At 73.9% G+C, this 11,734-nt stretch carries 11 protein-coding genes and 1 tRNA gene; 8 read left to right on the top strand and 4 right to left on the bottom strand.

What is annotated here, in order from left to right; all coding sequences use genetic code 11:
* The first annotated feature begins 123 nt into the window (after positions 1-123).
* The 3 genes from BX283_RS33020 (at position 124) to BX283_RS33010 (ending at position 3,018) form a co-directional block, all read left to right on the top strand.
* Entirely contained in the window at positions 124-1,134 is a 1,011-nt protein-coding gene (locus BX283_RS33020) for an SPFH domain-containing protein (RefSeq protein WP_101391088.1), read from the top strand.
* Positions 1,131-2,024, top strand: coding sequence for a hypothetical protein (locus tag BX283_RS33015; RefSeq protein WP_101391087.1), 894 nt, complete (start codon positions 1,131-1,133; stop codon positions 2,022-2,024). Before BX283_RS33020 ends, BX283_RS33015 begins: the two co-directional genes overlap by 4 nt.
* Before the next feature lie 256 nt (positions 2,025-2,280).
* Positions 2,281-3,018, top strand: a complete 738-nt coding sequence (locus BX283_RS33010; protein WP_257584022.1) for an AfsR/SARP family transcriptional regulator — start codon at positions 2,281-2,283, stop codon at positions 3,016-3,018.
* 21 nt (positions 3,019-3,039) lie between these two features.
* On the opposite strand, the gene BX283_RS33005 is transcribed toward BX283_RS33010, so the two are convergent.
* Positions 3,040-3,963: a DUF2156 domain-containing protein gene (locus BX283_RS33005; RefSeq protein ID WP_180357319.1), complete on the bottom strand. Its 924-nt coding sequence runs from the start codon at positions 3,961-3,963 to the stop codon at positions 3,040-3,042.
* Between the two features lie 140 nt (positions 3,964-4,103).
* Here BX283_RS33005 and BX283_RS33000 point away from each other — a divergent pair, with 140 nt between their 5' ends.
* Entirely contained in the window at positions 4,104-5,330 is a 1,227-nt protein-coding gene (locus tag BX283_RS33000) for an aminotransferase class III-fold pyridoxal phosphate-dependent enzyme (protein WP_101391084.1), read from the top strand.
* Between the two features lie 19 nt (positions 5,331-5,349).
* Here the strand turns inward: BX283_RS33000 and BX283_RS32995 are convergent, their stop codons facing one another.
* On the bottom strand, positions 5,350-6,021 hold the full coding sequence (locus BX283_RS32995) for a GDSL-type esterase/lipase family protein (protein ID WP_101391083.1): 672 nt from the start codon (positions 6,019-6,021) through the stop codon (positions 5,350-5,352).
* A gap of 219 nt (positions 6,022-6,240) precedes the next feature.
* On the opposite strand from BX283_RS32995, the gene BX283_RS40830 reads away from it, so the two are divergent.
* Together BX283_RS40830 and BX283_RS32990 are read left to right on the top strand one after the other, a co-directional pair.
* Positions 6,241-6,335, top strand: a tRNA-OTHER gene (locus tag BX283_RS40830).
* 37 nt (positions 6,336-6,372) lie between these two features.
* Complete coding sequence (locus tag BX283_RS32990) at positions 6,373-7,284, top strand: diacylglycerol kinase family protein (RefSeq protein WP_218976535.1); 912 nt, start codon at positions 6,373-6,375, stop codon at positions 7,282-7,284.
* On the opposite strand, the gene BX283_RS32985 is transcribed toward BX283_RS32990, so the two are convergent.
* Positions 7,236-8,399: an MFS transporter gene (locus tag BX283_RS32985; protein ID WP_101391082.1), complete on the bottom strand. Its 1,164-nt coding sequence runs from the start codon at positions 8,397-8,399 to the stop codon at positions 7,236-7,238. The genes BX283_RS32990 and BX283_RS32985 overlap by 49 nt on opposite strands.
* A gap of 111 nt (positions 8,400-8,510) precedes the next feature.
* Here BX283_RS32985 and BX283_RS32980 point away from each other — a divergent pair, with 111 nt between their 5' ends.
* Entirely contained in the window at positions 8,511-9,305 is a 795-nt protein-coding gene (locus BX283_RS32980) for a helix-turn-helix domain-containing protein (RefSeq protein ID WP_101391081.1), read from the top strand.
* 337 nt (positions 9,306-9,642) lie between these two features.
* Positions 9,643-10,818: a nitric oxide synthase oxygenase gene (locus tag BX283_RS32975; RefSeq protein WP_373979650.1), complete on the top strand. Its 1,176-nt coding sequence runs from the start codon at positions 9,643-9,645 to the stop codon at positions 10,816-10,818.
* A gap of 366 nt (positions 10,819-11,184) precedes the next feature.
* Here BX283_RS32975 and BX283_RS32970 read toward each other — a convergent pair whose 3' ends face one another.
* A complete protein-coding gene (locus tag BX283_RS32970; RefSeq protein ID WP_180357318.1) occupies positions 11,185-11,619 on the bottom strand; it encodes a MarR family winged helix-turn-helix transcriptional regulator in 435 nt (144 codons plus the stop codon).
* Positions 11,620-11,734 lie beyond the last annotated feature (115 nt).

The following is an 11,734-nucleotide window of genomic DNA, read 5'->3' as shown; positions in this document are numbered from 1 at the left end:
GTCAACGGCTTCGCGGATACCGGACGGGTAAAGCCATGGGCCCCGAGACCTTCATTTCGTCATCTTGACGATATCGAGGAGACCCCATATCGTCGCCATGACGAAAACAAAGGGGGTCCCACCATGGCCGACATCAACCGCCGGTTCGGCTGGCGGCACGCGCGCTCCGCGCCCACCGCCTACATCCGCCACCACAAGCGCGGCCGGCTCGTCCACGACGGCCCCGGGCTCAGCTTCTGGTTCCGGCCGCTGTCCGCCGCCCTCTCCGAAGTGCCGGTCGACGACCGGGAGCTGGCGATGGCCTTCCACGCCAGGACGTCCGACTTCCAGGACGTGACCGTGCAGGCCACCGTCACCTACCGGGTCAGCGACCCGGCCGTCGCCGCCGCCCGGCTCGACTTCTCGATCGACCCGGACAGCGGTGTGTGGCGCGGCGCCCCGCTGGAGCAGCTGTCCACGCTGCTCACCGAGACCGCCCAGCAGCACGCGCTCGACGTGCTCGCCCGCACCCCGCTGGCGGCCGCCCTCGTCGACGGGGTGGCGTCGGTGCGCGAGCGGATCTCGGCCGGGCTGGCGGCCGAGCCCCGGCTGCCCGCCACCGGCATCGAGGTGGTGGCGGTCCGGGTGGTCGCCATCCGCCCCGAGCCGGAGGTGGAGCGGGCGCTGCGCACCCCCGCCCGCGAGCAGATCCAGCAGGAGGCCGACCGGGCGACGTACGAGCGCCGTGCGGTGGCCGTCGAGCGCGAGCGCACCATCGCCGAGAACGAGCTCGCCAGCAAGGTCGAACTCGCCCGCAGGGAAGAGCAGTTGGTCGAGCAGCGCGGCACCAACGCCCGCCGCGAGGCCGAGGAGAACGCGGCCGCCGACGGTGTACGCGCCGAGGCCGAGGCCGCCCGTACGGTCCGGCTCGCGCAGGCCGAGGCGGAAGCGGCCCGCACCACCGGCGAGGCCCGCGCCGAGGCGCAGGCGGCCTGGCTGCGGGTACACGCGGACGCCGACACGGCGACGCTCCACGCCCTCACCGCGACCCGGCTCGCCGAGAACCTGCCCCGGATCGACAGCCTCACCCTCTCCCCCGACGTGCTCACCGGGCTGCTCGCCAAGCTGGCCCGCCCGGCCGGGGAGGAGCGGTGAGCCTCGCGCCGCGCGCGGTGCTCGTCCACCGCACCACGGAGTACGAGGAGTTGCTGGCCCGGCACGGCACCCACGGCCAGGCCGCGTTCTTCCTCGCCTCGCGCGGGCGCTCGCTCGACGAGGTGGCCGAGCGCCACCACCGCACCCGGCGGGCGCTCGCCGAGGTGGCGGCGGCCGTGCCGCTCCAGTGGCGGCAGTCGCGGGTGGAGCGCGCCGATCTGGACCGGTTCCTGTTCGCGCCACAGGACGTGGTCGTGGTCGTCGGGCAGGACGGCCTGGTCGCCAACACGGCCAAGTACCTCTCGGGGCAGCCCGTGGTCGGCATCGACACCGACCCGGGCCGCAACCCGGGCGTGCTGGTGCGCCACCGCCCGTCCGACGCGGGCGCGTTGCTGCCGTGCGCCGCCACGGCCCGCGCCGACGAGCTCACCATGGTGGAGGCGGTCGCGGACGACACCCAGCGGCTGCTGGCGCTGAACGAGATCTACCTCGGCCCGCCGGGCCACCAGACGGCCCGCTACCGCCTGGGCCCCGACGACCCGGCCACCACCCCCGAGCCCCAGGCCTCCTCCGGTCTGCTCGTGGGCACCGGGACCGGGTCGACCGGCTGGCTGCGCTCGCTGTGGCAGCAGCGCGGCAGCAACCTCGCGCTGCCGGCCCCGGCCGACCCCCGGCTGATCTGGTTCGTACGCGAGGCCTGGCCCTCGCCCACCACCGGAACGAGCCTGGTGGAAGGGGTGCTGGAGAGCGCGGAGCGGCTGCGCCTGACGGTGGAGTCGGACCGGCTCGTCGCCTTCGGCGACGGAATCGAGTCGGACGCACTGGAGTTGACGTGGGGTCAGACGGTGAGCGTGGGGCGGTCGCGGACCGCGCTCCGGCTCGTCGGCTGAATCGCGCCGAGCCGTGGGCGCGCTCCCGCGTGAGCCCCCTCACAGTGGGTCACTCGACTTTCAATTGCGTTGACCGTGTCAGAAGCGACAAATACTCTTCATTCATGTTCGTTACGGGGTAAGATCACCGCTCTTCGAGCGGTGATCATCGAAATCCACCGGCGCTGCCGGAAGATCCCGATCTGGCGTCGGCGGAGTCGCAGGATTCAGCACGAAGCACGGGGGAAGCACGTTGAAAGTTCGCCTGCTCGGATCTTTGGAAATCACCGACGGCCATCTCACCTTCCGGATTCCCGGCGAGAAGCTCAGGGCGATCGTGGCCGCACTGGCCCTGTCGCCCAACCGGCCCGTCTCACGCCACGATCTCATCGACGAGCTGTGGGGTGAGGAACTCCCGCGCAACGCGGAGAACTCGCTCCAGGGCCATGTCGCCCGGCTGCGCCGCATCATCGAGTCCCGCACGGGGCGCGACGGGCTGCGCGGCCTCATCCAGACGTCCAGCTTCGGCTATGCGCTGTCGCTGCCCGAACGGGACGTCGACGCCTCGCTGTTCACCACCCTGGTGCGGCAGGCCACGGCCGCGCGCCGGGCGTCGCCGGAGCGCGTGGTCCGGCTGCTCACCGAGGCCCTGGCCCTGTGGCGCGGACCCGCGCTCCTCGACACCGGCCAGGGCATGATCAGCCGGCTCGCCTACACCCGGCTCACCGAGGTGCGGCTGATGGCGTACGAGCACCTCTTCGACGCCGAGCTCGACCTCGGCAGGCACCGCGAGGTGATCACCGAACTCCAGCAGCTGCACGCCCAGTACCCGCTGCGCGAACGGTTCTGCGAGCAGCTCATCACCGCGCTGTACCGGTCGGGGCGCCAGGCCGAGGCACTCGACGCCTACCACCGCACCCGGCAGCGGCTCTCGCACCACCTCGGCCTGGAGCCCGGGGACGCCCTGCGCGCCCGCTTCCAGGACATCCTGCGCAGAGAGCCGGTCGCCCTCTGATCTCTGCCACCCGGGCGTCCGTCAGGGCGACTTGGCGAGCCTCAGCAGCTCGCCGAGCGCCCCGGCGGCCGCCCGGCCCTGCCAGGCCAGATAGCCGGGCTGCACCAGATGCGGATCCCAGATGCGCTGGTGGGCGAGCCGCCCGGCCGCCGTGTGCCGCCACTCGCCGCGCTCGGCGGCCAGCCGCAGCAGCCGCGCCGCCAGCACACTGGCGGACCCCAGCTCGTACTGCGCGCCGAGTCCGGCGAACGGGGTGAACCCGAGGTGCAGCCACTGCGCCTCCTCGGCCGCGAAGACCCGTACCGCCTCCAGGCCGACCGCTTCCAGGGCGCCCTGGGGCGCGCCCGGCGCCCGGTGCGCGGTGTGGTGCAGCCACCCCGGGCGGGTGCCGAAGACCGGCAGATACGTGACGGACGCGACGACCTCGTCCCCGATCCGGCCCTCGAACACCCGCCGCCCGTCGGCCACTTCCCCCCGCCGGGCCGCGTTGTCCCCGTCCGCCGCTTCGGCCGCTCGCAGCCCCGCCAGCCACGCCCGGGACACCGCGAGGCGCAGGTCGGCCAGGCGCGGGCCGCCGAGGTGGAATTCCGGCAGATAGACCGAATAGGACGAGCCCGCCTGGTTCACCGTGAAGCCGCAGCGCGCGAAAAGCTGGGCCTCCGGGCGCCGCAGCCGGGTGGCGACCACTTTGCGGCGGCGTTCCGCGGCGAATTGAATGAAGGCGCGCAGCAACGGCTCCTGGCCGTCGTGGGGAGCGATCACTCCGGCGGATTGACGCAGCTGGCCGCCGGTATCCCGATAAGGGATCACTCCGGGCCTGCCCGCAACAGTGAAGTACTCTTTTCCCTCGTTCATCGCGAGGAACGCGCTGGGATTCTCTCCGTGGGCCCGTAACGCCCCGAAAACCGTGTCGCCGCCGTCAACGGCGAAGGTATCGATACTCATGACATTCCCCCCTGTCATGAGCATCGTCGCAGCCGCGGGCCCCAATTCCCTGACACACCCGTCTCAGTCGCGTCTCAGATTCATCTCAGCGGGCGGTGGCAGTTTTCCGGTGTTCTTCGGGAGAGGGGGCGAACCGGGAGATGACGGTCGCGGCGGTCGTCCGGCAGCGGACCGGCCGCGAGGCACTGCGCAGGCTGTACCGCTCCCGGACGGGCGAGGGGCGCGCCCTCGGCGAACTCCTCGGCGGCCAGGTCGAGGTGGCCTCCCAGGGCGCCTGGATCACCACCGACGCGGGCGGCCGGTTCCTGGACTGTGGCGGCCTCGGCATCCCGCTGACCGGGGCACGCCATCCGACCGTACTGCGCCACGTCCGCGAGCAGTTGGAGCGCCGGCCGGTGGCGAGCGGCCTCTTCCCTGAGCCGCAGTCCGCGCTCGCCGCCGACGCACTCCTCTCGGTCGCCCCGCCGGGCCTGGAACGGGTCCACTTCACAGGCTCGCCTGTCCAGGCCCTGACCCTCGCGGCCCGTATGGCCCGCGCCCGGGGCCGGACCCGGCTCGTCTCAATGACAGGCAGTCAGCACGAGGCATATCTCGAAGAGTTGATACCTGCGGGCGCCTCCGTGGTCCCGTACGGAGACGCGGCCGCGCTGCGGCGGATGCTCGCGGGGGTGCCCGGGCGGGCCTGTGTCCTCGTCGAGCCCGTCCAGGGCGGTGCGGGGGTGGTGCTGCCGCCGTCCGGCTTCCTGCGGGGCGTCGCCGCGCTGTGCCGGGAGTACGGGGCGCTCCTCGCCCTGGACGAGACCGCGACGGGGCTCGGGCGGCTCGGGGCCTGGTGGGGCGCGGGCGGCGAGGAGGTCGCGCCGGATCTGCTCCTGGTCGGCGGGGCGCTGGGCGCCGGGGTGGTCCCGCTGGCGGCGGTGGTGGCGACGGCCGGGGTGTCCGCCGCGTTCGACCACGCCCCGTACGCCGACCCGTACCCCTGCTCCGGCGCGCCGCTGGCGATGGCGGCCGCGCGCGGGGCCGTCGCGGCGCTGCGCGAGGACAACCTGGTCGGGCGGGCCCGGGTGCTCGGCGCGGAGATCCTGCGGGTGACCGGCCGGATCGTACGCGGGCACTACGGCCCGGCGGTGCGCGAGGTGCGCGGGCGGGGGCTGCTCCTCGGCATCGAGTTCACCGGCCCGGACGCGGCGGCCGGGCTGCTCATCGAGCTGGTGGGGCACGGCGTGATCACCGGCAGGGCGCCCGGGGCCCCGCACGTCCTGCGCCTCGCCCCGCCCGCCGTGCTCACCCGGGCCGATCTGGACCATCTGTACGAGGCGCTGGACCGGTCCTGCCGGGCCGAGACGGGCCGCCGCCTGAGGAACTGAGCGGCCACGACGACAGGGGTCAGGGTGCGAGCCGGGCCGCCAGTGTCCGTACCACCAGCGCCGCCGCCAGCGCGTGGCCCCGGCTGTTGAGGCGGCCCGGCTGCGGGCCCCACAGTGTTCCGGGGTCGGTGTCCGGCTGGCCCATCAGGTCGATGTGCAGCGCCCCATGACGGAGCGTCACTATCGTCAGGCGCTCCACGAGGAGGCGCTGGCGGGAGCGCACCCGGTCGCGCTGGGCGGGGGCCACCTGGCCGGAGGCGGACCAGTCGAAGGGGCTGACCACCACGGTGTGGCGGCACTCCGTCTCCTTCAACGAGGCGAGAATTCGGCTGAGTTCGGTCTCCACCACGTCCGCGTCGAACCGGCGCGCCCGCACATCGGGCCCGCCGCACGCGATCAGGGCCAGGTCGGCCCGGAAGGCAAGCGCCTGGGCCAGCTGGCGGGAGCGCACCTCGGCGAGTACGAGTTCGCGCCTGGCCTGCACCAGGAGGCAGGCCAGGCCGGGGCGGGCCTCGCGCAGCGCCCGGGCCACCCGGTCGGGCCAGACCCGGGGCCGGTAGCCGGGGACCACGGCGTTCCGGGCGAGTCTGCCCTCCTGTCCGCTGAGCACCACGGCCCGCCGCCATGGGCGGCCGGCCAGCAGGGCCCGGGCCTCGCCCGGGCGCAGACAGCGCGGATCGTCGTCCTCCATCGCACAGCCCAGCCTTTCGCTCGCCCCCGCGCTGCCGTCGTAATGACCGGCGGGCCGGTAGTCAACTGCCCGTGGCACAGGGACAGTTGTTCGCGGGCGGATCGGGCCACGGGCCGGGCGGACGGCGTGACCAGGTGGCGGGCCGGGTAAGACACGCGTCTCAGTGTCGTCTCAGTGGGGTCTCAGCGGCCCCCGCGAGGATCCATCCGTACGACGATGGGAGAGGTACCCGAAGAGGTCCAACGGGGGTTCCGGGCGTGTTCCGGACCGGGCACGAGCAGCCCGCGCAGGTTCGAATCCTGTCCTCTCCGCCACAGCACTGCTTCGCCGAGCGCGCCGAGGTGTCCGTCGATGAGTCCGTCCCCCAAGTCCGTTCTGGTGGTGGCCAATCCAGCCGCGGGAACGTACTCCCGGGAGATGGCTCACGAGGTCGCGCGACGGATCGCGGGGGCCGGTACGCCCGTCGAGCTGGCTGTGACAGAGCGGCCGGGCCATGCCCGTCAGCTCGCCCGCGCCGCGGGCGGGCCGGGCGGCCCGGCCGTACTGGTGTGCGTCGGCGGCGACGGCACCGCCCACGAGATCATGACGGGTCTGCTCGCCGGGCGGGAGGAGCGGCGCGCCGCCCTGCTCGTCCTGCCCGGCGGCCGCGGCAACTCCTTCTACCGGGAGCTCTGGTCCGACCGCCCGTGGCCCGCCGCCCTGGAGGCCGCCCTGTCGGCGCCGCATGTGCGCCGCGTCGATCTGGCGCGGATCGAGGAGACCGGTGAACTGGCCCTGCTCGGCGCCTCGTCGGGGCTCGCCGCGCAGGCGCTCACCAGCGTGCGGGACGCGCTGGGCCCGGGCCGGCGGCGCTATCAGACGGCGGTGGCGCGCACGATGATCGCCTTCCGGCCGTACCGAGGCCGGGTGAGCGTGGACGGGGTCGTCGTGCAGTCCGGGGCGACCGTCTCGGTCCTGGTGGGCGGCGGACGGCGGCGCGGCGGGCAGTTCATGCCGCTGCCGCGCTCGGTGCTGGACGACGGGCTGCTCGACATCTGTGTGGCGGGCGCCGAACTGCCGCTGCGGGACATGGTGCGCCTGGCCCGCGACGGCAGCCATGTGGGGCGGGACGGCGTGGTGTACGCGCGGGGGCGCCGGGTGGTGGTGGAGCGCACGGACGGCGAGCCGCTGTTCTTCGAGCACGACGGGGACCTGCTGCACACCGGCTCGGCGCGCTACACGCTGGACGTGGTGCCGCGCGCGCTGCCGGTGCTCGCCCCGTAGGCCGCCGCGTCCGGCTCGGGCAGCCCGCGCGCCAGCCACCAGGCGAGGGCGCACAGAGCGGTCAGCGGGGCGAGCGCCACGCCGAGCCCCGCCTCCTCGCCCAGCGCGCCGATCCCGGGCGAGACCACTCCGCCGACGCTCACCGCGAGTCCGAGCGTGACCCCGCTCGCCGTGCCGACCCGGCTCGGCAGGAAGTCCTGCCCGAGGGTCACATGGAGGGAGAACGGCACGTACAGCACGGCGGCCGCGAGCGCCGCGAAGGCGAAGAGCGCGGGCCCCGGCACCAGGACCACGCCCGCCACGGCCGGGACCGAGGCTGCGTACGCGAGCCGTACGGTACGGACCCGGCCCCAGCGCACCGCGAGCCGCCCCCCGGCGACCGTGCCCGCCGCCCCGCCCGCGAAGAGGGTGAACAGCGCGGCCGACCCGGTCGCGGGGCCGCCGCCGACGCGCTCCTGGGCGTACAGCCCGATGAAGGCGCTCAGCCCGACGAACACCACCGAGCGGCAGACCACGATCGCCGAAAGCCGCAGGAACACCGGCCAGTTGTCCGGCGCGGCCGACCGGGCGGCGGCGGCCCGCCCGACCGCCGCCCGCCGCGCGAGCACCCGGACCGAGGCCGCCGTCCCCAGCACCCCGGCCGCCGCGGGCAGCACCAGCCACGGCGTCGCGCCGAGCCCCCCGGCCGTGAGCACCGGCCCTACGGCTAGCGGCGCGAGCGCGAAGCCGAGGGTGCCGCCCAGCGAGTACCACCCCATGGCGACGTGGCTGCCCCCGGCGGCGGTGCGGGCGAGCCGGGCGGACTCCGGGTGGTAGGCGGCGACGCCGATCCCGGCGAGCGCGACCGCGAGCCAGGTCAGGACGTAGGAGCCGCCGAGCCCGGACAGCGCGATGCCGACGCCCGCGCACAGGCTGCTCACCGGGATCAGCCAGGGCATCGTCCGGCGGTCGGTGAGCGCCCCGAACAGCGGCTGCACGAGGGAGGAGAGCAGGGTCGCGGCCAGCACGATGCCGGAGGCGGCCGGGTAGCCGTAGCCGCGCTCGGCGACCAGGAAGGGGACGAGCGCGGGCACCGCCCCCTGGTAGAAGTCGACCGTGGCGTGGCCGAGGGCCATCACGGCTGTCGCGGACGGTTTCCTGGTGGAGCCCGGTGGCTGCGCTGTGGTCGTCACCCCTCGATCCTGCGAGCGCGGCCTGTCGGCGGGCTTCCGATAAAGTGCCGGGCTGTGCCGATATTCCGCCACGGTCCGCCGCACATTCCGACCACGACGAGGTACCTGGCGCCGGGTACGGGTGTGCTGGCGCACCGCCACGAGGTGCATCAGGTCGTCTACGCGGGCCAGGGCGTCCTGTCGGTGACGACGGACGCGGGCAGTTGGGTCGCCCCGGCCACCCGGGCGATCTGGGTGCCGGCCGGGACGGCGCACGAGCACCGGGCGTACGGCGAGACCGCCCTGCACACCGTGGGCGTTCCGGTGGACCGCGATCCGCTGGGGCTTGCCCGGCCCGCGGTGCTCGCGGTGGGGCCGCTGCTGCGCGAGCTGATCATCGCGTACAGCTCGCCGGGTCCCAAGGAGACGCCCGAGGCGCGCCGGATGCTGGCGGTCGTCCTGGACCAGCTGCGGCACGCGCCCGAGAAGCCGCTGCACCTGCCCACGGCCCGCGATCCCCGGCTCGTTGCCCTCTGCGCGATCCTGGACGACGACCCGGCCGACCCCCGGTCGCTGGCGGCGCTGGGCGCGGCGGTGGGGGCGAGCGCCCGCACGCTGGCCCGGCTGTTCCGCGCGGAGATGGGGATGACGTTTCCGCAGTGGCGCACCCAACTGCGCCTGCACCACGCCCTGGTGCTGCTGGCCGGGGACGCCTCGGTCACCTCGGTGGCCCAGCGGTGCGGCTGGTCGTCGACGAGCGCGTTCATCGACGTCTTCCGGCGGGCGTTCGGGCACACGCCGGGCGCGCGCCGGGCCGCGACCGGGTCCGGTGTACCGCGCGGGTTTACCCCGGGCCCAACGCAGGGTTGACGTGGCTCACATGGGGCGCTTGCCACCATGTACGAGGGGGGCCGCCCGGCCGGGGGGGGCGGGCGGGGCCGCGTGGGACCGGGAGTCACGGGGGTGCTCCCGGTCCCACGCGGCGAGCTCGGCCAGGCCGCCCGTACACCCCTCGCACCGACGGATCCCCCGTCCCCTGCGGCGAACTCTCTCCCCCGCCGCCCCACCCTCCACCCGATCGAAAACAGTCATCGCGCGATCCGAACACGCCATTGCCCATCACTGCTCCGCAACGGCCGTCCGCCGCGGGCGGATCGCGGGCATCATCGGGGCCCATCGAGCGTCGTCGGGCCCGGAGGTACGCGTGATACGGAAATTCCTCGCCAGGCCGAGGCGCCCCGCGAGCGGCGGTCCGGCTCCGGCCGAAGCGGCGCTGTGGCGGGAGGCCGCCGAGTTCGTCCGGCTGCACCACGCGGAGGAGCCCGCGCTCGGCGGGCCTCGGCGGCGCCTCGCGGAGGTGCGCGACGAGATCCGCGCCACGGGGACGTACCGGCACACCACCGAGGAGCTGACGTTCGGCGCCCGGGTGGCCTGGCGCAACAGCAACCGCTGCATCGGCCGCCTCTACTGGCGCTCGCTGCGGGTGCGCGATCTGCGCCGCCTCACCGACGCCGAGCCGATCGCCGAGGCGTGCGCCGAGCATCTGGTCCACGCCACCAACGGCGGCCGCATCCGGCCCCTGATCACCGTGTTCGCCCCGGACGCGCCCGGCCGCCCGGCCCCGCGCATCTGGAACGAGCAGCTCATCCGGTACGCGGGCTACCGCGCCCAGGACGGCCGGGTCCTCGGCGACCCGCGCAACGCGGGGCTCACCGACCTGGCGCTGCGGCTCGGCTGGCCGGGCGGCCCGCGGACCGCGTTCGACGTGCTGCCGCTGGTCGTGGAGGGCGTCGACGACAAGCCGCGGGTCTTCGAACTGCCCCGGCACGCCGTCCTGGAGGTGCCGCTCGACCACCCCGACCACCCGTGGAGCCAGGAGTGGGGGCTGCGCTGGCACGCGGTGCCCGCGATCTCGGGGATGTGTCTGGAGATCGGCGGCATCCACTATCCGGCCGCGCCCTTCAACGGCTGGTACATGGGGACCGAGATCGGCGCCCGCAACCTCGCCGACACCGACCGGTACGACCTGCTGCCGCGCGTGGCCGAGCGGCTCGGCCTGGACACCGCCGACGACCGCTCGCTGTGGAAGGACCGCGCCCTGGTCGAGCTCAACCGGGCCGTGCTGCACTCCTTCGACCGGGCCGGGGTCACCATGGCCGACCACCACACGGAGTCCCGGCGCTTCGTACGGCACTTGGAGCGCGAGGAGCACAAGGGCCGTTCGGTACCCGCCGACTGGTCGTGGATCGTGCCGCCGATGTCGGGCGCGACGACCGAGGTGTTCCACCGCACCTACGACGCGGCGGAGCTGCGGCCGAGGTTCGCGCACCATCCGGAGGCGGCCGCACGGGCCCGCGGCGAATCGATTCGGCGCATGTCGTGAGGCGCGCCTCCCGGGTCACCGGGGAGGGGGGTGTGCGTAGGCGGGCGCGGGGTCGCGGGCGTACCGCGGTGTCCCCTGGGGATCTGAGATGTTCTGGTACTTCCGTCTGCCGGGGCCGTCCGCCGCGAGCCCGAACCCTTTGACGTACGCAGCCGCCTTGACCCCCGACAGAGGGCGGTGCCGCCCAGGACGCGCGACGCGGCCGGGCGGACGGGGGTCCGTAGCGCATACGGGCAGACCGACAGACCCACTGCCAGGCTGGCGCACTTGCACATGATGCGCAAGAGTGACAGACAGCAATGGGCTGATGGATCGTCAAAATGGCGTGGCAATACGAGAGTTGGGGCGCGGCCCCGGAGCTTCCCGCTACAGGGCCGACGAGTCGTCCGCGACCGCGAGCCGTTGCAGTAGCTCACGCAGCACATCGCGCTCCGCCGCCGACAGGGGCTGCAGGAACGATTCATGGATCTTGACCATCAGGTCCCCGGCATCCCGCAAGCACACGGTGCCGTGGTCGGTCAGATAGAGCGCGAAGGTTCTGCGGTCGGCGCCGCGACGACGCTCCAGGAGGTTCTTGCGCTCCAGGTCGTCGACGAGCCCGACGATGGTCGTCCGGTCGATCCGCAGGGTCTGACCGACCATGCGCTGGTTGATACCGGGCTCGGAGTCCACCACGTTCAGCACCCCGAACTGACGCAGCGTGATGTCCAGATGGGCCAGTGCCTGCTCGGCCTGCTCGGTGAAGCGCTGGCCGGCCTTGCGGAGAAGGAAGCCGTGCCAGCCTTGCAACCCCTGGAACAACGGCTGTGTCCCACTGTTCGGTTCCCGGTTCGCCACCACTTTTTCGGTTCACCCTCCAGTGGTGACGGTCCATCATGAGGGCCGCGAATCCGGACCCTTGACTCCCCAGTCACCG

The organism is Streptomyces sp. TLI_146 (assembly GCF_002846415.1).
GTDB lineage: Bacteria > Actinomycetota > Actinomycetes > Streptomycetales > Streptomycetaceae > Streptomyces.
This window is presented reverse-complemented; position numbering and strand designations above follow the sequence as displayed.